The organism is Haloferula sp. A504 (genome assembly GCF_044385805.1).
Taxonomy (GTDB): Bacteria; Verrucomicrobiota; Verrucomicrobiia; order Verrucomicrobiales; family Akkermansiaceae; genus Haloferula.
Genome location: NZ_JBISBU010000003.1, coordinates 160,959 through 182,222 on the forward strand (window position 1 = coordinate 160,959; position 21,264 = coordinate 182,222).

18 protein-coding genes and 1 pseudogene are annotated in these 21,264 nt (G+C 58.8%); 7 read left to right on the plus strand and 12 right to left on the minus strand.

All coding sequences use genetic code 11. The features are described 5' to 3' along the window. Positions 1–102: 102 nt before the first annotated feature. The 3 genes and pseudogenes from ACG2LG_RS02725 to ACG2LG_RS02735 form a co-directional block, all read right to left on the minus strand. A pseudogene (locus ACG2LG_RS02725) lies at positions 103–498 on the minus strand (trypsin-like serine protease); the annotation flags it as partial. Between the two features lie 311 nt (positions 499–809). Then, complete coding sequence (locus ACG2LG_RS02730) at positions 810–1,214, minus strand: hypothetical protein (protein ID WP_396256092.1); 405 nt, start codon at positions 1,212–1,214, stop codon at positions 810–812. Beyond that, on the minus strand, positions 1,205–1,462 hold the full coding sequence (locus tag ACG2LG_RS02735; RefSeq protein WP_396256093.1) for a hypothetical protein: 258 nt from the start codon (positions 1,460–1,462) through the stop codon (positions 1,205–1,207). The genes ACG2LG_RS02730 and ACG2LG_RS02735 overlap by 10 nt, the downstream gene beginning before the upstream one ends. Before the next feature lie 58 nt (positions 1,463–1,520). On the opposite strand from ACG2LG_RS02735, the gene ACG2LG_RS02740 reads away from it, so the two are divergent. The 3 genes from ACG2LG_RS02740 (at position 1,521) to ACG2LG_RS02750 (ending at position 4,123) form a co-directional block, all read left to right on the plus strand. Then, a complete protein-coding gene (locus ACG2LG_RS02740; protein WP_396256095.1) occupies positions 1,521–2,276 on the plus strand; it encodes a hypothetical protein in 756 nt (251 codons plus the stop codon). Next, positions 2,273–2,629: a hypothetical protein gene (locus ACG2LG_RS02745; RefSeq protein WP_396256097.1), complete on the plus strand. Its 357-nt coding sequence runs from the start codon at positions 2,273–2,275 to the stop codon at positions 2,627–2,629. The genes ACG2LG_RS02740 and ACG2LG_RS02745 overlap by 4 nt, the downstream gene beginning before the upstream one ends. Positions 2,630–2,978: 349 nt before the next feature. Further along, positions 2,979–4,123, plus strand: a protein-coding gene (locus ACG2LG_RS02750) for an IS3 family transposase (protein WP_396256099.1) whose coding sequence is annotated in 2 segments (ribosomal slippage) — positions 2,979–3,249 and positions 3,249–4,123 — 1,146 coding nt in all. Because the reading frame shifts where the segments join, the coding sequence is not laid out codon by codon here. A 433-nt stretch (positions 4,124–4,556) separates the two neighbouring features. Here the strand turns inward: ACG2LG_RS02750 and ACG2LG_RS02755 are convergent. Then, complete coding sequence (locus tag ACG2LG_RS02755) at positions 4,557–6,584, minus strand: hypothetical protein (RefSeq protein ID WP_396256101.1); 2,028 nt, start codon at positions 6,582–6,584, stop codon at positions 4,557–4,559. 80 nt (positions 6,585–6,664) lie between these two features. On the opposite strand from ACG2LG_RS02755, the gene ACG2LG_RS02760 reads away from it, so the two are divergent. Continuing rightward, positions 6,665–6,814: a hypothetical protein gene (locus ACG2LG_RS02760; RefSeq protein WP_396256103.1), complete on the plus strand. Its 150-nt coding sequence runs from the start codon at positions 6,665–6,667 to the stop codon at positions 6,812–6,814. A 213-nt stretch (positions 6,815–7,027) separates the two neighbouring features. Here ACG2LG_RS02760 and ACG2LG_RS02765 read toward each other — a convergent pair whose 3' ends face one another. Further along, positions 7,028–8,155: a hypothetical protein gene (locus tag ACG2LG_RS02765; protein ID WP_396256105.1), complete on the minus strand. Its 1,128-nt coding sequence runs from the start codon at positions 8,153–8,155 to the stop codon at positions 7,028–7,030. 510 nt (positions 8,156–8,665) lie between these two features. On the opposite strand from ACG2LG_RS02765, the gene ACG2LG_RS02770 reads away from it, so the two are divergent. Further along, a complete protein-coding gene (locus ACG2LG_RS02770) occupies positions 8,666–9,136 on the plus strand; it encodes a putative molybdenum carrier protein (RefSeq protein WP_396256106.1) in 471 nt (156 codons plus the stop codon). A gap of 91 nt (positions 9,137–9,227) precedes the next feature. Here the strand turns inward: ACG2LG_RS02770 and ACG2LG_RS02775 are convergent, their stop codons facing one another. From ACG2LG_RS02775 to ACG2LG_RS02785, 3 genes are all read right to left on the minus strand, one after another. After that, on the minus strand, positions 9,228–9,581 hold the full coding sequence (locus tag ACG2LG_RS02775; protein ID WP_396256108.1) for a DUF4326 domain-containing protein: 354 nt from the start codon (positions 9,579–9,581) through the stop codon (positions 9,228–9,230). A gap of 51 nt (positions 9,582–9,632) precedes the next feature. Then, positions 9,633–11,105, minus strand: a complete 1,473-nt coding sequence (locus ACG2LG_RS02780; protein ID WP_396256109.1) for a DUF5131 family protein — start codon at positions 11,103–11,105, stop codon at positions 9,633–9,635. A 226-nt stretch (positions 11,106–11,331) separates the two neighbouring features. Beyond that, positions 11,332–12,690, minus strand: coding sequence for a DUF3987 domain-containing protein (locus ACG2LG_RS02785; protein ID WP_396256110.1), 1,359 nt, complete (start codon positions 12,688–12,690; stop codon positions 11,332–11,334). Positions 12,691–12,708: 18 nt separating this feature from the next. Here ACG2LG_RS02785 and ACG2LG_RS02790 point away from each other — a divergent pair, with 18 nt between their 5' ends. Next, positions 12,709–13,062 carry a hypothetical protein gene (locus ACG2LG_RS02790; protein ID WP_396256111.1) on the plus strand — a complete coding sequence of 118 codons (354 nt, stop codon included), beginning with the start codon at positions 12,709–12,711 and terminating at the stop codon, positions 13,060–13,062. Between the two features lie 427 nt (positions 13,063–13,489). Here ACG2LG_RS02790 and brxL read toward each other — a convergent pair whose 3' ends face one another. Genes brxL through ACG2LG_RS02810 form a run of 4 tightly spaced genes read right to left on the minus strand, consistent with a single transcriptional unit; the run spans position 13,490 to position 20,619 of the window. Continuing rightward, positions 13,490–15,598, minus strand: coding sequence for a BREX system Lon protease-like protein BrxL (gene brxL, locus ACG2LG_RS02795; RefSeq protein WP_396256113.1), 2,109 nt, complete (start codon positions 15,596–15,598; stop codon positions 13,490–13,492). Next, the gene (pglZ, locus tag ACG2LG_RS02800; protein ID WP_396256115.1) at positions 15,588–18,083 is read right to left on the minus strand and encodes a BREX-1 system phosphatase PglZ type A; all 2,496 of its coding nucleotides are present in this window, start codon (positions 18,081–18,083) and stop codon (positions 15,588–15,590) included. The genes brxL and pglZ overlap by 11 nt, the downstream gene beginning before the upstream one ends. Continuing rightward, positions 18,080–19,057 (minus strand): hypothetical protein, encoded by a 978-nt coding sequence (locus tag ACG2LG_RS02805; RefSeq protein WP_396256117.1) that lies wholly within the window; start codon positions 19,055–19,057, stop codon positions 18,080–18,082. The genes pglZ and ACG2LG_RS02805 overlap by 4 nt, the downstream gene beginning before the upstream one ends. Continuing rightward, entirely contained in the window at positions 19,054–20,619 is a 1,566-nt protein-coding gene (locus tag ACG2LG_RS02810) for a hypothetical protein (protein WP_396256119.1), read from the minus strand. The genes ACG2LG_RS02805 and ACG2LG_RS02810 overlap by 4 nt, the downstream gene beginning before the upstream one ends. Here ACG2LG_RS02810 and ACG2LG_RS02815 point away from each other — a divergent pair. After that, the gene (locus ACG2LG_RS02815; protein WP_396256121.1) at positions 20,566–21,195 is read left to right on the plus strand and encodes a hypothetical protein; all 630 of its coding nucleotides are present in this window, start codon (positions 20,566–20,568) and stop codon (positions 21,193–21,195) included. The genes ACG2LG_RS02810 and ACG2LG_RS02815 overlap by 54 nt on opposite strands. Positions 21,196–21,264 lie beyond the last annotated feature (69 nt).

The following is a 21,264-nucleotide window of genomic DNA, read 5'->3' on the forward strand; positions in this document are numbered from 1 at the left end:
GCCGGCATCATCAGAAGATCCAGTGTATCCGGTCCCACTTCTTCCGCTTCCGAGTGTGATGCCCACACTTCCAATTAAAGGAGCGTTCTGAGCGATGGAGGAACTGAAGGTGGATGGCCCGCTAAACCTGATGAGTGCTAGATCAGACCCTTGGCTGAGGCCCACGGATGGTGAGCTAATCCAGTCTGGGTGATGCACGATCTGCGATGCGGCATAATCGATCCCGTCGTAGGCAATGGCGACCGAACCAGCCGATTGGCTCCCCCAAGTCACGTGGGCCGCAGTGAGAACCCAACCATCACCGATCATGACGCCACCTCCAGACCGTTGTAGAAGTCCGCTCGAATACGTCACTTCCACGAAACTCCCGAAAGGAGTCTGGGCTGCCATTGCTTCGTAGCTTGAGCTTGGCACATCGTGCCTAATCGTTACGCCTTTCACTCCTCCAAGAGCAAATATGGCGAGAACTGAAAGGCGAGGGAGCATCCGACGGGCCATGCTCTTGCCAATGTCGTCGAGCCCACGCCAGAGGTCCAGATCGAATCCCAGAGTTGCCGTTTAGGCGCGCTTGCCTGAGGGCGATCTCCGCTGCCGTGGTGTTGCCCTTGATGATGTCCATCACCACCGTGGCCGTGCGACGGGCCGTCCAGCGTTTGATCTCTTCGGGTTCCTCGCTCATGACCAAGTCGGAGTGTAAGCGTTTGCGCGAAGTGCGTCGATCTCGTCGCCGCCGGACAAAGTCCCCGACTTCGTCTCATGGGGGACCTTTGTCCGTCGCTCCTCAATCTCCTTATTCCCTGACCAACTCTTCAAGGGGAGGCTTTCACAGCCTTGGCCCGGGGCGTGCCGGCCATCTCAAGGGCGTCGTGGGTCTCGTCGATGACAGAGGCAGGGTCGTGCCCCTCCCTCCGGGCGGATTCGAGAACGAAGCAGACCCGCCGCAGGCTGCGGTTGGCTGCGCGCTTGCCCTGGAGTCCGTCGAGGCGGTCCGGGTCGATCAGCCCGATGACCTCGCCAACGATCTCGAAGGGGATTTCTGGGGCTTCCGGTTCCGCCAACTGCCGGGTGGATTCCGGAATGGGGGGAGGGGGCGTCTGAATGCGCTGCTGGGCTTCTGTAGAAGCCTCCACACGCGACGGAATCGGGTTGCTGCGGTCGCAGGACGGGAATAGCAAGAGGAACCCCAGAATGGCCGCCTGACGCTTCAGAACCATGACGCTGGCGTGGTGTTCATGGCGAGGGACGCCTCTCCACTACCCGGCATCACGCGCTCCTGCGTGGAGCCGTCCGCGCGATGCACGAGCAGCCTCGAATCCTTGGCCAGCATCCCGGCGCGGTGACGGGCGTAGTCTGCTGCACTGCGGACGTTTCGGAACCAGTGGGTGCCGACGCCTCCCAGCATCTCGCCGGACAGGTTCACGCCGTCCCGGGTCGGGCGCGGATGGATCTTAAAGGTGTGCATGCGCAGATCTTGCGTTCATTTGCTGGTCGATTTCCAGCCCGCCTGTCAGAAATCCGGCGTGAAAAGCGCGATTCAATCCATCACAGGCAGGCTGGGTGTTGGGAATGCTCTGCTTGGTGCCATTTTGCTCTGCGGAACCTCCGGGCTGTGCCTGTCGGCGGAATACAAGACGCTGATGCGACCGGGGCAGGGTGAACACGTTTTGCTGGAAGTCGAAGCGGGTTCCGTCGTCGAGGTGACGGCAGGCGGTGGAGTCTTTTATGGAGGAGACCTAGGGGACTACACTGAACAAGGGGTCGATTTGTTCGACATTGGAATAGTGAATCGGGGCGACTACATGATGGGCTTCGAGAAGTTCTCGCTGACCTACTACGGTGGCCCGGGATTCGTTACTCTTAAGATTATGACTTCCGAAGAGGCTTCACTGGGAGACGTGATCGTCTCCTCGCCAGATCAAATGAATCAAATTGATGTGCCTAATGGCTACGGTCTGAGAGTTATCGTGGCACCGGTTGAGAGCTGGCAAGGCGAACGAAACGGCACCCTTATCGCTGTGACACCGGGCGAGGGAGTTGAAGAGGAAGTGCAATACCTCAATGGTGTTAAGAGCGGCGACCTCATTGCAGGCTTCCCTCAGTTCCGGATGTGGGGATACGGCATCTTCAAGTTGGTGCTCTTGAATCCACAAGCAATGACATTGACGATTGAGCAAAGCGACAACGCCCAAGCCTGGGAAACTCTTGAGAGCAAACGAATCGAGGCAACGGAAGCGAAGCAGTTCTTTCGTGCGCGTCTTGAGTCGGTAGGCGAATGAGTTCAGAAGCAGAAGGACTGGCCGATCTCGGCCTCTGGCAGGACGCGTGGGATGCGCTCGAATCCCTCCCAGCAGAGGATCGAGCCGAACCTGCCGCCCTGCGTGTCCGGATGAGGTGCTGCCCCGGGGTCGGTGCCTGGGAGATTGGCGAGCACCTTGCCCGGGTGCTCCGTGATGGCGGGGAGGAGGATCGGGAGGTCGCGGCCCGGTTCTACCACCAGCTGGCGGTGTTCCATGCCCGGGTCGGCAACCGGGAGGCGGCGGAGGGGGCGATCAAGTCAGCCGTGGATGCCTGGCCCGACATCCGGATTGAGCTGATCGAGGGCCCGGTGCTGGCGGAGGAGATCTGGTAAGGGGGGGGGGTCGCCCTCTGGGGGCCTTCGTCTCGGGGTTGGCGTTGACCCTTAGACTTGGAGAGCTAGAAGTAGTCGTGAAGCCGTCACCAGTGAAGATCTTCTGCGTAACCGACGAGCCCGAGCGGATCCTTGAGTCGGGTTTCACCGACGAGGAGGTGATGGACTTCGGATCGGGAATGTTTTGCAGCAATAACCCAGCTGCCGAGGCGACCTTGAAGACAGGAGCAAAGAGCCTTAGCTTAACGCTTCCGGATTCACGTTCGATGAGAGCCGGTCCCGCGAAACGGAGCCAGTGAGCTTGTTATGATGTGGTAGGCTTCGGGTGGCGTCAGCCAACCGAAGAACCGTGAAGAGAAAGAGAAGAACGCACAGCGCCGAGTTCAAGGCGCGCATCGCCTTGGAAGCCCTGAAGGGCATCAAGACCATCAGCCAGATCGCCCAGGACGAGGGGATTCACCCCGTCCAGGTCAGCCAGTGGAAGAAGGACCTGCAGGAGCGGCTTCCCGAGGTGTTCGCCTCGGGCAAGGCCGGTCGTGACGAGGCCCGCAGGGCCGAGCGCGACCGGGAGCGCCTGGAGCGCAAGGTCGGCCAGCTGGTCATCGAGAAGGAATTCCTCGAAAAAAAGTGCGGGGAGCTGGGAATCGATCTGAACGAAAGGCCATGATCGAGAGAGAGCATCCCCAGCTGAGCATCCGCAAACAGGCCAAGATGCTCGGAGTGAACCGCAACCGCCTCGAAGCGAAGGAGCGGATCAGCGACGAGGATCGCGCGATCATGCGCGATCTCGACGAACTGCACACGCGCCGACCGGTCTATGGCCAGCGCAAGCTGGCCGTGGAGCTGCGCAAGCGTGGCTGGAAGATCGGGCGCAAGCGGGTCAGGCGACTCATGGAGATCATGGGCATCGTGGCGGTGGCACCGAAACCGCGCACCAGCGTGCCGGACAAGTCCCACCGCACCTATCCGTACCTGCTGCGGGGCCGGGAGGTGTCCGCGCCTGACGAAGTCTGGTGCGCGGACATCACCTACATTCCGATGGGCCGCGGCTTCGCCTACCTGGTGGCCATCATGGACTGGAAGAGCCGAGCCGTGCTCTCGTGGCGGATCTCCAATACCGCCGACACTCGCTTCTGCCTGGAGGCGCTTGCCGAGGCGGTGGCGGTTGCCGGGCGCGCGCCTGACATCTTCAACACCGACCAGGGCTGCCAGTTCACCAGCCGCGAATGGACCGGTACGCTGGAGGAACTCGGCGTGAGGATCAGCATGGACGGTAAGGGCCGCTGGATGGACAACGTCTTCATCGAGCGTCTCTGGCGCAGCCTGAAGTGCGAGGACATCTACCTGCGGGACTACCGGAATCTGGCGGAGCTGGAGGCCGGGGTCTCACGCTGGATGGTCGATTACAACCGGGAGCGCATCCACGAGGCGCTCGACTACGAGACGCCTTGGTCGATCTACCGGCCGCAACCCGAGCTTGCCGAGGCGGCCTGAAGAGATGAAAACCAGCTCCGGAAAGTTGCCCACAAGAACCCGTCGCTCCGACGAGCTTCGTCCCGGCCCATTCTCGCGCCGGAACCTTGTGGACAACTTTCCTCCAAGGGCGGAACCAACCGAACCAAAACCACCAGCCACCCGGGCCACCGCATCATAACTTAAATCCGCCCGGCACTGGCTCCGGGCAGGGGACCGGCTCTATGTGGGGCACGACACCGCTGTGCATCGAAATCAATGAGTTGCTCCTCGATGATTTTCTCGTTTCAAGCTATCCCTACTGGGATCCCGTTGAAGCCCCGGAAGAGGCGGCGGATATCCCCTGTCCAACTCCTCAGGGGGACGCTCCACGGTCAACATCCCGGCGCGATGACGGGCGTAGTCCGCCGCGCCGCGAACCGAGCGGAGCCAGTGGATGCCGAAGTGCAGATCCTTATGGCGTGACTACAACCTTCAGCCTCGCAAAAAGCTGATCGCCATCGGAAATGCTGGCGGGCAGCGAAACCGTCACCTTGTCAATACCGCGAGCAAATCCATTAGGCTCTTCCGTGATTGTAATCTGATCCTTGCCTGGTCCCTGATGGACCGCTGCCGTCCATCCAACAAGATCGCTACAATACTCCAACTGAATTTCTGTGCTCGCGTCATCTTTTGCCTCAACGAAGCGGCGGAACACGATCTCGACCTTGTTATCCTCCGAATCGGTGTCGAGTACCTCAGGCCCCAATGATCCATCGTCACCTCCATTGGTTGGATCACCTCCGAGGACCCACTCTAGACCGGTCGCAAGTCCTCCATGATCAAAATCATGCTCTGGATCTGTGTTCGTCAATCGGTTCTGGAATATGGAGCCAACCCATGCGCTGTAGCGACTGGCAAGGGCAGACGCTTCGTGGAGTCCAATCATTGATCGGCCCATCGCGTCTCCAACAAGCATGTATGTCTCAGCGTTGTAGTTGTATCGTCGTAAATAATTTCCGGGAGAAATACCTGAATCTCGCCAATATGGACGAGTGTCAACGGACATTACATTGTTTTTGAACTCAGGGTAGTTAGCTGAATCACCATCCACAGCCATTTGTGCATTAGCAATCTGCAAAAAATTTCCACTCTGAGCATCGCCAAGAAAGCCTATAGTGGCCACAACAAAGGGAGTGGATAAACTGGATCGCCCAGGGTATCGATCAGCGAAGTATTGTCTCAAACTCTTAATCAACCTTACAAGGTTCTCCTCGTATTTGATGGTGTGTGCCGCCTGCGTCTCAACCTTTCCGGCAGCGTCACGATACCCTTGCCACCACACGTAGCCGGCAATTTCAAATCCCTGGCCCGACCAATCTGGGTACTCAGTCGAAAAATTGTCGAGAATATCGACGACGTTGTCTACCGAGTAGACAGACCAGAAATTAGTCCACGATAAACCAAAGCCAGGCTCTGAATCACTATCTGAAAAATGAGCCGATTTACTAACGTAAAGTACTCCATTATGAAGAACAGGAAAATTGGAATTGTACAAGTAAGAATCTTGCCATGATCGGGATACAAACATATCGTTCTCATCGAGAAAATAATCATTGTAGTCCTTGCCAGCATACCACCCGATGGGTATTGGGTTTGAGCCCGTAGCCCAATATTCGGGTGATTCTCCGTGACCGGGATAAGTTAAGCCAGTGCCGGCGTCAAACCTAGGACTAGATGGTGGGAGCAGGTCCCATCCGAGCGCTCTGTTTCCTGTAGAGGCCCGGATCAAAAGGACGGGTTCGTCGTGAAACCAGCCAAGGACGCTACCGAAACCTAGCTCTGGACCAAAGTATCCCGGTCGCGCGTCGTACCATGTCGGAGAAAGCAGGCTCTTCTCGGCGTTGTTTCCGTTTGATTCGTAGGCGTGTATTCGAACATCCTGCCTGGTCTCCCATCCCCAATCAGGTTCACTGACTGAGGTCTGAAGGTAAGTGAACTTGTGTTCACTTCTAACGATTTGTTCGAGACTTCCTTGTAGCGTTCCTCCGACAAAGCCCCAGCCATTCATCCCGTAGGATCCTGACATGATGTAGACTTTTACGGGCTTTGTGGTTTCTCCGGGAGATTGATCGGGATTGGGAAGAGGGTAAGGTATGCGCGGCTTTTTGGATGAATCATTTGGATCTGTGAAAGAGGCATAGACCTCGTACCAGTCACCTGCACCGTCTTCATCGGAATCTGGGTTTCTTGGAGACGTTCCGGTATTTTCAGGAGAAACGTAGATCCCTGTTCCAGTCTCGGCGAAGTCTTCCAAGCCGTCATGATCAGTATCAAACCCGAGGACATTGAATGTGCTGGAAAGGAATGCAACCGCTGCCAAATAATGGGGTAGCGGAAGAACAAATTGGTTGTACGAACCTTCCCTTTTTACGGCTAGGACGATGGAGGACCAGAGGCAGCGGATGGAGGATTTGGATGTTGTGGAAGGGGTGAATTTCATGGGGAATAGGGTCTCCGCAAATCGCCTAATCCAAAATCAGGAGCGGAACAAGTTTGAACTTAGGAGTGTGTCGGTTCCAGGTGCCAGGAGTATTTTTGGGCCCTCGATTTCTCAAGAGGATCGGCAACCGGGACGCGGCGGAGGGGCCGATCAAGTCGGCAGTGGATGCCTGGCCGGACATCCGGATTGAGCTGATCGAGGATTCGGTGCTGGCGGAGGACGTGTTTTAGGGAGAGGTGAGGATGGCGACCCGCCTCCAGTCACCCGCAAACGAGGTTCTCGCGCAACTTCGCGCCCGGTGCTGAAGCGCTCCCATCCGGATCACCCGGAAGATCGCAGAGGGCGCAAACGGGAACGTTTGGGCGGCGATGGGGGATTTGGAGGTGTGGATGGGGTGACGTGCGGCGCTCAGCCTGATCGCGACCGGACCGCCGAAGGGCTGCTCAGGGATCGGGTTGGAGGGGGTATGATCCGTCCGTTTGGCTCTTCCCGGGCGTCCTGTCAGCTACGGCGGAGTCCTTGTGTCCGTTGAGAAGAAATGGAACCACTGCGTAGGCAATCCCTAAGACTAAGAGGAGGATGAAGAGTTTGCCGAGGCACCCGGACCGCTTTTTCTCCTGGCTCGATCCGATCTCATCATCGTAGGGAGGCTTGTTTATGATGTCCGCAAGAGGCACATGGCAACTACTGCAAGTAGTCGTTCCTCGCGCCCAAGGGGCATCGCACCTTGGACATTTGAACCACTTGAAGCCACAAGAGAGACAAGTGAGGGCACGCGGGTGTAGGCCTCTTCCGCATTTCGGGCAGGGTGTTTCTATTCCTTCCTCGCGTGGGCGCTCTCCTCGGCTGCACGGCGTGCAAACACCAGCGTTTCTTTCCGAAATTGCCACGAAAATTAGCGTGCCGCAGTTTGTGCAAGGAACTTGAGTTTCAATATCTATTCCCGGATTTCCGCGTCTTAAGATCTCCCTTTTCGCTATTTGCCGAAATGAAGAGCAATCGATCTTATCTTTCTCAATTGACTTTGTTGTTTCATCAATCCAGCCAAATGCATCCTCGTATTTGTAGTGGTCCTCCTTAATAAGGTTGTAATTAATATCTTCTATTGTTGCTAGTTCGAGCAGTGTTTCGTCAGATAAAACAAAAGAAGTTCGTTCGAGAATTTTGCTTATCCGCTTCGCGACTACCGAGACCTCATCGAGGGATTCTACCTCGATAGTTTCGCATTTACTTACTAGCTTTCGCAGCAAACCGGGGGTAAGCAATTTGGCAAATACACCCAAGGAATCTACAACCTCGGTTTCGCTGTAACGGTTTGAGGCGACTCTAACCTGAATAAACGCAAATAGTGGTATTGTTGGGCTATTGTCCTTTAACGGGTCTATTGCGTAGCTGTCTTTTATTCTAGCTAGGACTTTGATGACCCTGAACATTCTCTCAATGCTCACGGTGTTTAATGCCTGGACCAGTGGATCTATAGCCGGTTCCCCGACTGAAACTAAGTCATCCGATGCTTTGGCCCGTAGCCTGTAGTCCTTTTCGTTAATCAGCGTGTTTACAAGGGAGTGCATTAGATATCCTAATTAGGTGCTAGAAAATTGCATTTTCACCCTGCTCGTCATGCCCCGGATCGAAGGGCTGTCGGGTCGGTGTTAGGGGGTTGCATGAGGGGAGAGAGGAGGCGGTGGAGTCTGAGAAGCTGATATGCTGTATGGTGCCTGGTGGTTGGCGGGCGCGGTTTGGGGCTCAAACGCGGCATTTACTTCTGTTTTGTGTTGGTTGCGGCATGGCCTGGGCGATTGGCAAGCTGCTTCTAGCAGCGCATCGACTGCCTTTACAAGGCATTGACCCTCATAAGGAAATCTATTCCCGCCCCCGCCAAAGTCCTTGGGTCTCCCCACCCCCATCCAAATCCTGACAAAGTTGCCAAACGTGCTTTACACCTTTTCGGGGCCTACGACGGGCCGCTCAGGGGAAGCTGGTTTTGGCTCACCATCCAGGTAAGTCGCTGACTTCAAGGTGCTCGCAAAGGCTCGGCTGGTAGCTCGCCAGAAGCGGCCCGGTGACCTATCATTCCGGCAATGATCAAGCGCATCGTCAGTGGAGGTCAGACCGGAGCCGACCGGGCCGGGCTGGATGCCGCGATTGCCGCAGGCGTGCCGCACGGCGGGTGGTGTCCCAGGGGGCGGAAGGCCGAGGACGGACCGATTCCCGAACGCTACAACCTGACAGAGACGAAGTCGGCATCCTGCCTGACCCGCACGGAATTGAATGCGAGGGATTCAGACGGGACGGTGATCCTCACCATGGGAGCGCTCTCGGGCGGCTCGAAGTGGACGGCGGAGTTCGCCGACAAGCACGGTCGCCCGTGGCTGCACCTGCGGCTCGACGGGATGACCGACGAGGGCGCTCAGGCGGCGGTTAGAGCCTTTGTTGAGGAGAACGGGATTCGGGCGCTGAACGTGGCAGGATCCCGGGGCAGCAAGGAGCCTGAGCTCAATGGGCGGGTGAGATCGATTCTCGTGGCTGTTCTGCGCGAGTTGGGCGGATGAAGAGACCGGGGACACACATCCCCCTATCCCCATGTTGGCCGCCACGGGGTGGAGAAGGCTCGGCAGCCCCTGCCGCCGAGCCTCCTGTTCTTCATTCGTCTTCCCTGTTCGCCATCTCCAGCAGGATGTCGGCGTGGCATTGCTCACCGGGCTTGCAGTAGCAGGCCAGGTCCATGCCACGAATTTCCGGAAGGGAATCGAGGAGCTTCTGTCTCCTTTCCGCTTCGAAGTCCGGCATGTCGCCATTGATCCAGCGCTTGAACATGGCGATGGCTTCGGATCGAGTCATGCCGTTCTCGCCAATCTTGAAGGGATTTCCGAATCGGGATCGGCGGGCCACTCGCTTGGTGTTCGGCGGCAGCTTCTTGTACATGCCGCATTGGATGCGCTTGGGCATGGTCTTCTCGGTGCTCTGAGTTTCGGGACAACTTTCTGTATCGTTCATCGTCGTGTGATGGTGGTGCCCCGGGGGGATTGGACCCCGGGGCTGTGCTATTCATGCAAGCAGTCGCTCCAGCTTCTCAAGCAGGGCTACGAGCTTGTTCTTGGGGAGTCCCTTCTCGACCGCTTCGCGGAGCTCCCGGTAGGCGGCGAGCCGCTGCTCGCCCACACTGGGATCCTTGGGCTGCTTCGGTTCTTCATCCGTTTCTTCGCCGATGGTCTCGATAACCACCGCTTCGACAGTCTTCGCAGATGGAACGCCTCCATCACGCTTCACCGCCTCAGCCCACACTTCGGACTGTTGGTCACGATTCTTGAGTCGGGCGAGGGGACGAACTTGGGATTCAGCTGTGGGTAGGACGACCTTCTCGCCGGCACCAACTGGTACCGCCTCGGCCAGATGCCCCGCGATCTGTGTAGCCTTGATCAGCCGGTTCGCATGGGTCTTGGAGAGGTCCTCGTACTGCTTGCAGTACTCGTCCCACGAGTTGAAGTCTCCCGCACGCCACAGCTTGCGCTCGCGGATCTCAGCCAGCGCGCTGCCGACCTCGAAGAACGCCCGCATGCCCTTGCGGACCTTGCTGTCGAGCTTCCTGAAGTCGGCCTTTTCCTCGGAAGTCAGCTCCTTCTTGGGCCGCTTCTGTTCCCGACGGCGGGCCAGGGCGCTCGGGCGGTCGAGGTCCACCTCGTCACCGAATGGGTGCTCGTGCCAGCGCTTCCCGTCGAGCAAGGCTGGATGAGCCTTGTCCCGCTTGTTCGTGCCGGCGAAGTAGAGGGTCAGGCCCTCCCATTCGGTCGTGGTCGGGTTCTTGACCCCGGGAGTTGGTGTTTCCGCCCACGACCCCCACTGCTTGAAGAAGAAGGGGACTTCAGCTTCGACGCAGGCATCGCGAAGGGCGCGTGCCCAGTCGGGATGCATCGGGCGGGTTTCCTTAGGGTCGGCCTCCCTGTGGCTTTCCCCGCCGCAGACCACCATGTGGATCCCGTCCAGGTTGCCCCGCAGATCCACGGGACCGATCATCGGCTCGACCGAGAGCATCCGCCACCGGGCAGGGACCGCCCTAAGGATCTCGATGCGCTCCAGAACCTTCTTGTCGGAGTTCTCCACGGTGGCGGCGAGGCAGACGTTCTCGTAGCCGCTCTCGCCCCAGTCCGGCGGGAGCATCTTGGCAATGTTCTCCGGACGCTTGGTCAGGATGATCCAGATCAGGTTCGGCGTGTCCCGGATCGTCTTCCAGGCCTCTACCCTCCATGGTCCGACCTCCTCCTTTTCTTCGAAGAAGTCGGAGAGCGACGAGCAGAAGACCACGTCCTTGCAACCCATCTCGCGGGCGGCGGCGTCGAACTTCCGTGCATTTTCGTGAGCGTTCTCGACGAATCGGCGGGGGGCTATTGGGCTCCAATTCGCGCGATCAAAACGCTCGCAGAAGACTTCCGCGTAACACACGCGGCAGCCTTCGCTTACCTTGGTGCAGCCCTCCCACCAGTTGACGGTGTGATGGGTCCAGCTGATTTCACTGTCGTCCATATTCTCGTTTAGTTGGTGGTTTTACGTTTGGTTGCCCCCCGGCCACCGTGGCTCGGGTTGGGTTTGCTGCGCGTTCGCGCAGGCGGATTATCTTTTCGGGTGGTTCCCGTATCCCATTGCGCTAGTAATGGAGCCGCGTAGTCAAAACGGCAGCCAGCGTTCGCGTATGCGGAATCCGTCAACCAGACAATTTCTGTGTCTTTCATGTTACTGTAATTGTAGTAGTTTACTTTTGAATTGTCTCCCGTTCATCGCGGGAGGGTAGGGTTGGTTCTTGTCCGCAAAGGCGGATCACTTTCTTGGGTTGTCCCCGTAGGCCGGTTCGTTCCGGCACGATCTCGAAGACCTCGGGATACTTCTCCGCAAGGCCCTTCAGGCGGGCCACTGAGAGCCCGCTCGCGTTTCGGCTGACCACGTGGAGTGGTCCGTCGTGTCCCATCAGGAACAATTTCAGATCATCCCTCTCGGCTTCGTCCGGTGTTCGGTCGTCCAGGTGGATGATTTCGTAGGTGTCGAGGTGCGCGCGGAACACGATTCGGCACGCGGCCTCGACATCATTCTCGGTCACCTCCGGCATGGAGGCTCCGATCTCCTTCAATGCCGCCAGCACCACGGCCATTCGAGCCGCGTTTTCGCGCCAGCGCACTGCCAGCAAGTCCCGGAGCGAATGCTTCGGCACGCCCGCATCTTCGAACGGGTGACGGATGGCCTTGAGGCGCTCCATGGCACCGGGCGTGAAGCTGATCTCAAGGGGGGCACCAGAACGATTGGCCAGAGTGCGGTGACGCCAGATGCCGATGTGACGTTTCCAGCTCGCTGAGGCCTCGTTGATCGCGCCGCCCGCAGAGAGCCAGCAACCCGGCTGCTCCCCTTCGACCGTGAAGGCAAGGAAGCGTCCGAGAACGCCCGACATACGCAGGAGGCGGTCCTGCCAGAACCGCTCGGCAATGTCCGGCTGGATTCCGAACAGGCAGCTTATCGTCGCCCTCTCTGCGCGGCGGTTCAAATGCTTGGTGACCCGGATGGCATGAAGGGGGTCTCCGCTGTATCCGCGCAGCCATACGTTGCGCTCGGCCTCGCCAGGTTTGCCCTTCGAGCTGATCATCGCCTCCAGATGGGGGCGACCATCGGCGGTCACCACGAAGATCGCGTTCCGGAGGGCGTCCGCCAACGCCGCCTCCCGTGCCTGTGGGGTGGCGTCATCCACGATGAACCGGAACTGACGAGTCAGGTCCTTCGACCGCTCGTTCTCCAGTCGTCTTTCGAGGTGCGCGGTGTGTTGCGCGATCTCGAATGCTTCGGGATCATCGGCGAGCTTTCGCTTCGCCTGTGCCAGCTTGGCTTCCAGCTGCAGGATCCGTGGCCGGATCTCGACATCTCTGCGCCGTGAGACGCTGCGGATCGTCCGCTCCTGCAGCTCGTGGACCGGGCGCACGACGGCATCGTGCGAGCGCGATTTGCCGCTTCCGGTGGCCCCGATCTGCTGGATGAACAGGTTAACAGGGACAATCCCGCCGTCATAATTGCCAACCACATGGCCGGCCAGGACGCCCGACATGGTGCCGAGCATGGCCGAGGCGGTCATGTCGGATGGGATGCCAAGGTGCTCCTCGTGAAGGCGGCAAAACTCCTCCGCCCACGGTGGAAGCAGTGGAGCAAGAGGCTCCTTCGTTACGCCGGCGACACATGGAGCGTGCTCGACGTTGCCCTTGGCCTCGTCACGAATCTGGGAGAGGACTTCAGGCCAATCTCCATCGCCAGACGCGGCGCCTGGATCAGGCGAGTCGGTCTGGTTCTCTCCGGCGGCGGTGCCGTTAATCAGGCCGACTGGTGCGTCGGCGTCATCGTTCGGGACCTCGAGGGTCTCGGGTTGTTGTTGCATGCTTTCTCGTACTCAAGATTCGACCCAAAACCCGTGACCCGGAAGCTCCCGCCGGTTGTCCGGCGGGCCAGGTAGTTCAGGAGTTGGGTGAACCAAGCGAGAAAGTGGGCATTAGCCCGGCATCTTGATTCGAGTGCCCGGTTGCCCGAGCACGGGAGACGATTTCCATCACTCGGGATAGTTTGCAACCTGAAAATCCCTCCCGCTAATTCTTTGAATTCTTCGCATTCGATTTTCCCAACCGGGCGCCGGGTCGATCAAATGGGGGGGGACCAAGTCGGTGAAACTGAATTCCGAGTATTCGGAGTAATCACCCACCGGCTCCGGCTGGAACCACTTGGTGTCGGGGTATCAGTGTCGGTGGAGCGTTGACCGCGAAGGACGGGTCCGCTGCTGGCTGGGGAATTCCGCAGGCGATGGTTGCAGAGCCGAACTGGGGACGCATTCCGCCCTCGAAGCAGCCCTGACTGCTTGAGCTTGAGCACAGAGATCCGAGCAGCGATCAGACTTTCAGGTATGTGACCTCGACCCCCCGCGTCAGTCGCGCCTCCTGCATCGCCTGTTCGAGGGAGAACGGCCCGGTCTCGTACTTCTGGAAGATGTCGAGGCCGCGGTCCATGGTGATCTTCCAGCCGGTGTCGGTGGTGATGTTCCGGGCGTGGAAGTTCGGGTTGTGGTCGAATTCCCAGCTGAAGGACACCTTGGATCCAGTAAAGGTGTCCACGAGTTGATTGAGATTCTCCTCCTGCTTCACGCAGGAGTCCGGGTCGGATTGGGTGACCAGGTGCACGGCTACCTCGTCGCCTTCATCGACAAGATCGTGAACCATCTGCAGGAACTCCATGAGATTCCGGGCCTGGAAGAACATCCGAACGTAGGGGTCCCGGATGGTGATCTCGGAGGCCCCCTTCAGATGATCGGCAAAGAGCCGGCGGTAGCTCCATCCCTTGGAATTCTCAGGCACGACAACGTGCCCGGTCTCGGGAGCCGCCTCTTGGGGCTCCGATGCGGCTGCAGACGGCTCATCGCCCCCAGCAGGTTCGCCTTCATCTCTCGCTTCGTCGGGATTCGGAACAAGGCGCGGGGCAGCGAAGGCAGGATACTGGATCTCCTCCGGGGTAATGACCGTGACCTCCTTGTTGTCGGCCGCTCGGCGGAAGATGAAGTCGTGTCGCTTGAAGGTGTCGTCGATCCGGAGGATGTGCTCGCGGACCCTCCGGCGGCACTCCATCGAGAACTGGAGCAGCTCCTCGACCTCCTCCGCCGTGGCCTCCGCGTTCGGGTAGATCACCTTCATGAGCCCGGAGAAGGTCTTCTCGAAGCCGGTCTGGTCGCGGGTGGAGACCTCGGAGACGATCTTCAGGTGGTCCTTGTAGGCGCTGGTGAAGTCCTCGGTCCGCTGGTGTTTGAGGATCTCCGCCAGGTAGTCGACGATGAAGCCGTAGCCGCTGGTGAACAGCTCGTTGCGTACCGGTGAGACCTCCCATCCCGGGCTGAAGGCGTGGAGGCGGTCGAGGAAGGCGGAATCGATGTATTTGTCGGGCAGCTGGTCGAAGAAGTGAGAGTGCTTGAGCATGTAGGCGACCGACTTTTTGGTGTTGCCCATGAAGACCATCGAGGCCTCGGCACTGAGCTGCTCGATCCCCCGCGAAAAGGACCGGTTGGCCATGTAGTTCTTCATGATGTCGACCAATCCCTTGTCCACTTTCTTGTCCTTCCCCGCGAACTCGTCGAAGCAGATGGCATCCCAGAATCCGACCAGACCGATCTTGCCGTTGGAATTGTTGACGAAGAGCTTGGCCGAGCTGACCTCGGAGCCGGAAATGAGGATCCCGTGTGGGGAAAACTCGGCGTAGATGTGGGACTTGCCGGTGCCCTTCGGACCGAGTTCGATCAGGTTGTAGTTCCGCTCGCAGAAGGGAACGAGGCGGACCAAGGCCATGAGCTTCGCCCGACGGCTGAAATGCTCGGGATTCAGTCCGATGCTCTGGAGGAGGACACCGAGCCATTCGTCGGTCGTGAACTTCGCCCTCGCAGCAAGAAACTCTTCCCGGTCCACTTTCGCCACCTGGATTGGCTTGAGGGTGTCGATGTGCCAAGCGCTTGCCTTGGGATCTTCCGGGACCTCGTAGGTGGCGTCCACGATGCACCAGATGCCCCCGACCAGCAGCTTCGGATAGCGGCGGACGAAGTCCTCGGAAACGGGCACCTTCTTGAGCCCCAGGTTGGTGAATTCGGCCTCGTAGTAGCCACCCTTGTCGTTCAAATCGACCGTCAGCTTGTCGATGACCTTGTGCCGCCCCTTTTCCTTGATGGTCGATCTCACAAGGGCGGCCTCGTTGCGGTGCACGTAGTGCTTGGCGAGGATCCGCTGGACCGACTCCAGACCTGACTTCAACACCTCTGGGTCATCCGTAGCACAGTGCTGCCCCAGCAGGTATTCGAGCACATAGGTCGGCACCACGGCGTTTTGCTTGAGCCCCTTGGTGAGATCCTTCCGGACGACCAGTCCGGGGAACACCTCGACGATCTTGCGGTCGAGCTCGGTGAGCGTGCTGGGTTCGGCTGAGAGGATCTCCGCCGGGTCGGGAGTGTTGTCTTCAGAAGTCATCGAAGTCGGAGGCAAAGGGTTTCTGGATCTTGATGGGTTGTGACCGGTAAGTCACGGTTTGTCGGGTGCCCGGGAGCGTTTCCTCCAAGCGGACCTCGACCGTCTGGTCATTGTATCCGTCTGCGGCCGCCGAAAGCACCACGACGTGCGTCGTTTCCCGCGCACGAGTTTCCTCGCTGGTGGAATCGCAGGCGAGGGTCTTCAGTTCGGACAGCACGGTCCCGTCCTTCGCATAGACCCCTAGTTTGAGCTGCCGCGGCAGGACCTTCGCCGACACCGGTTCTTCCTGGTAGATCGAGAGGGACAGTTGCCCGGTCGTCACCTTGGCCGGCACCCGCATGAATTCGACTTCAACCCGACGGGTATCATCGGACCGAGCCTTGTGGATCTTGACGATGGGAACGACCACCTCCTGCAGGCTGAATCCCCCATGCACGTAGCGCTTGCCCGACCCCTGTCGCGGGAATCGCCCGAGCGAGCGGGGAAATGCGACCTGCCAGTCGCCTTCCAAGCCCAGTGCCTCCGCCGCAAACACCTTCACCGCCGGGGAATCCGAGATCCCCTTGCCGATGGCGAAACGGCGATTCTTGTTCAGCCACTCTTCCGCATCAGGGAATGCAGCCGCGTCCCCCTCGTGGAGCTGGTTCTGCTGGAAGAGAAACCCGTGATCGGCGGTGAGCACCATGGTCGTCCAGTTGATGCTGGCCGCCTTCTTCACTATCTGTTCCAGCTCCTCGAAACATTGCTCCACGGCGTCTGAGGTTTTCGCTTCGGTCGTCGACTGGTCGCCGATCTTGTCGATCACGTTGTGGAACACGTAGACCACGTCGTGGTCCTTCATCAGCGGTCGGCCTTCGGTCTTTGAGTTCAGTTCCAGGAAATGCTCGGCCTGGACGGCGGTTGCCCGGCCCTCGTTGGCGCGGCCGAGGATGTCCTTCCGGCCCTCCAGACCCGTGGCGCTGCGCCCATCCACCGAGACGGTGGCATCAGACGCCGAGATCGCGAACCCGCTTCCGGGAAGCAGCGAGGCCATTCCGAGCTGTGTGTAGGAAGGAAGCGAGGCCAGCATCGCCTCGATGCCCGTCGTCCACCGGTTCTCCGACTTCAACCGCTCGGCGAAGTCTGCCGCCGCCTCGAAGCGCAGGGCATCCGAGACGATCACCAGCACCTTCTGCCCCTTGCCGGTCACTGCCTTGATCGTCTCCGGGTAGAAGCTCCGCTGAGCCGGCACCGATCCCACCTGCCAGGATGGCATTCCGACCACCAGATCCGACCATCGGTCGGACAGCGGGAGGAGGAAGTTGTTCAAGTAGCTGCCCTCAACCCATTCCACCACCGCTTCCATGACGTTGACCTGCCCGTACTTCCGCTGGTGGTAGCAGAACCGGCGGTAAGCGGTGTCTATCCGCCACCAGCTCTTCGTGTAGCGGCGGAACCCCGCCTCGGCCGACTCCATGCCCAGCTCGGCACCTTCGAGCAGTTCCCGCAGTTCGATGGCTTGATCCAGCGCCTCGTAGCCATGTCGGTGAGCCTCATGCCAGAACGACTGCCGCCGGGCGGTGATCCACTGGCGGAGGTCAGACGCTCGCTCTCCCCGCTGGAAGGCCGTGCAGATACGATGGACGGCGAAGCGCTCGAAGACCTCAAAAGCATCCGACTTCCCGAGACGCGCAGGGTTCTCGATCCCCGACAGACGATCTTTGATATGGAGCTCCCGCTCCATCAACCCGGACCACGTCTTGAAGGATTCCCGGTGCGACTTGCTGTCCTTCCAGCGCTGGAGAAATACCTGCGCGTGAGGATGCAACGGAACCCCGTCGTCCAAGGGATTGGCACCACGGAACAATTCGACCACGAAATCCCGCATCCCGGGCTCCTGCGGGGCGTAGCCGAACAAACGCCCGACATCCCGCCAGAAGGCGATGACCAGATCGGCGGGGCCGAGGCAGTCCACCACTGGATCGAGCAAAGGTTCGGCGGCCGACGCATCGAGGAACTTCAACAGCATCCCGTCGATCTCGACGGCCGTCCCGGCAAGCACCGCCATCATCTTCACCCGGATGTCCTCGACCTCGTCGTCCGACTCGATCAGCTCCTTGAGCCGGCGGGTGTTCTCCGCCTTACGAAAAAAGCCGACATGCTGCTCGGCAAGGCCGCGGAAGTCGTAGGACACGCCGAGTTCCTGCACCGCCAGCGAAGCCCGGTCGGCCTTGAACTCGTGCCCCTGTAGCACGAGATCCAGCAGCCAGTTCTCGCCATCGTCCGGCCGGGCCGCGGGAGCGTAAATCAGGAACTTCGCATCCTTCGGGCTCTCCGCGAGGACATGAACCTTGATCCCGAAATCGTTGTCTGCAAGCCGCAGCTTCTCGACCTCCTCGCTCTCGAACGAATCAAACGCCGATTCCCACTCCTTGGCATCGTCATACCAGAAGATCAGCCGGTGTCGGCGGAAGAGGTCGGTGAGGCTGTCGTGGATGCGTTTCATGCAGGGGGATCTTCGGAGGTTGGAGGCTGCTCGGAGTTCGCCTTCATTTGGGAGACGGATACTAACTCAACTTCATCTCCCTCGACGAGAATCAGGTCGGGTTCCTCATCCCCGAATGGTTTGCCCCCTCTAATCGAGCACTTGTCCGTAACAAACTCGACCAGCTCTTCAAAGTGGAAGCCGTATCGATCGAGTCCTTTGCCATACAATCCATCAATTCCCTTGGGGTAGTTCGGATACTTCTTCTCGTTGTATTTTGAATCCATAATGTTGACCAATGCCTTCTCCGCATCCGCTGCATAGGTCTGTTGATCCGGGAATTGCCCAGGCTCAAGCCACATTGATTCAATGTCCTCCTCAGTAATGCAGGTTTCAAACGTCGACGGTTCTACTTGAAACATGAAAAGCACAAGCTCGTCTGAAACCCTTGCTTCCGGGGTGATTTGCCGTTCATTGGTCAGGATGGAGGTCCTAGCCTTGTGGCCAGTTCCGAAAAGCCTTTGAAAGCTATCGTTCTCTTTTGAAATCCCGACGTAATGCATTCTGAAGCGCATCAATTCCCATGGCGACTCAATGCCATTGAGCTCAACCAAATCGTTGAACCACTCGGTCAGGAGAGTATTTGGTGTACACCAGTAGATCGGCTCTTCCTCTGGATTGATCGGGCTCTTTCTAACCTTGAAGCACCTCGGGCCGATCTCGACCTGGAATGTGTCCGGAAGGTCAAACTGGTCTAGCGCCAAGGAAACTGGACCCACTTGAATCCCTCCACATTTCAGATTAAACGCGAGAACGCGCGTCTCCTCATCGACCGAGCATTCGTCAAACAAAAGCTCTTCCCTCTGACCCAATACGTAGAGTTTGCTACTGCGAAGGATATCCCGAACTTCTGGCACCTTGTATAGCCATTCGCCCTCCTGATTCGTGATCGGAGGGTAAACCAGCTTTAGGGCGTGAAATCCGAACCTCTTCACTTTGGACCTCCTTTGCTCCGTCTTGGCTGTTTGGTGGCAGCGACCACTCTTGGCCTCCTCTGCCGATTGACGTAATCGTGGGAGTCGAAGGCGAGGTAGAGGTATTGGGTCGCCTCGGCGAGCCCCTCGATTTCGTCTTCGTGGTATGGCCAGTGAGCAAATCGCTCGTACCGCCCTCCTAACTGCCGCCAGGTGTTCCAAGGCTCGGTGGAACTGAAGAGTTCGTTGCCTGTGAGGATCACCAATGGCGAAAAAGCGTCCCCCTTGAGCCTCGTGCGCCAGCCTCGCTTGGCCACCCGGGCCAGCATGCTGACCTCGCTGGGGGTCAATTCCCTGCGAAGGGTGGAGAACACCATTGCGGCACCCGGAAACTGCTGCGCGAAGCTCTCCATCTTCTCGATGTCGGCTCGGGTGAACTCGTTGTAGCTCTTGCATTCCGCGAAGATCACACCCTGCTCCGGAAAGCCCCCTCGGATTCGCCGCGTGTGCAGCGCGAGGTCCACCTCCATTTTCGGCCCTCCCTTCGTGGCATTGAAGCTCAGCATCGGAGTCACCTGATCCAGTGAGTGCCCCTTGAACAAGCGAAGCGTGAGGATCACAGCTAGGCCGCCTTGAGTTCCATGCCTGGAAGTGAACGCGCCGTGCCCGCGATAGGCCCACCGGATCTCCTTGGGTGACTCCGTGGGTAAGGCGAAATCCTCTAGGCATTGACCGCACCGAAGTTCGTAGTCCGAGTCCGCAATCGAATACCACGACCGCTGGCGGCACTGTGGACACTGAAGCTCCACTCCGAGCTTGATGATCTTGGCGTCGACCAACCACTTGGTCAGGCGATCCACATCCGCAAACTGGATCTGATTGGCCGCTTTGTGAATGAGACTTCGGAACGTTTCGGCCGTCAGCCACTTTTTCGAGGCGATCTCATGCAGGAGTTGGATAACGCACTCCTCGGTCAACCAATTGGTGCCCCACAGGCCGCCAAACTGTTTGAGCACATGCTTCACGATGTAGCCGTTGTCAGAGAGCTCCACACTCCAGCCGCGTTCCTTAAACCACGCCTTGAAGATCGGCTCCGCCTCGGGCAGATCCAAGCGGTGTTCAAACCTGCGGTGATCCACCAGCAGGACGGGACCATCTGCTGAGCAGCGAAGATCCCGCAGTATATAGCCGCCTACCGCACGAACAAGATCGTCGCCTCCCTGCGGGATCGCCTCTGCGTGGAGGCCCGTCTCACCATAGACCCGTGGCTCCAGCTCATTCGCGCACCTGGGAGTGCAATGGCGGGAGAACTCCGCGGCGAATTTCGGCAGCAGCGGGGCTAGGTAGAAGCGGTTCTCGACCGGGGCCAAGCGGACCTCCCGCCTCTCTACCGAGATCTCTCCACGACCCCCGCCATTGCGCCGCCTGTCCCACTCGCTCCAGACTCTTGGAATCCATGGTTGCCGCGTCAGCTTACCAAAGCCGTCCTGTTTGGCGGGCTTCAGATTCAGTGAGTTCGCGAATGCCTCGTGATCCTTCTCATCGACGGAAGGCGCCTTCAGCAGCGTGGTGTGGTTGAACATCGAAGGGTTGTTCCGGTAGGGCCAGTAGTTGTCTTCGACAAACTGCTCGACGAATGCCCGGACTTTATCGAGGTTCCTCGCCGCCAGCGGAACTGGAAGGATCCGCCAACCGAGTGCCCGCAGGTTCCAATAGAAGACGATGTCCTCGACGCTGCTCCCGTCCATCAGGTAGATCCAATCGTCTCTAAACGCCCTGACCCTGCACTCAATGTCCAAATTGGTGAGACGTCTGAGGAAGTGATTCTCGCTTCGGAAGTGGTCGAGGTAGGAATCATTCCCGCAGGCTACCCGCTGATAGTCGGGAAAGCGCTTGAGGTAATTCTCCGAGTCGCTTTGAAGCGAGGACGGAAGGCCACCGAAAATGCTGGTCCAAAGGAGGCTGTCGGCGACGTCAGGAATATCGAACGTCACCTTGTCGCGGCGGACGAATCGGAACTCTTCTGCCAGGAGATGGTTGAGGATCTCAAACAGTCCGACACCGTAGCGGGGCGTTCCATCCTCCGATATTCCGCTGAGGATCTCCTCCGCTTCAATCTCACGATAGCTTCCGAGATCGACATCCAACTCCTTCGTTGAACCGAGCCGAACAACGAAGTCCGGATCGTATGCCTGTAGGTATCCGTCAAAAACCTCACGGGCGTTCTT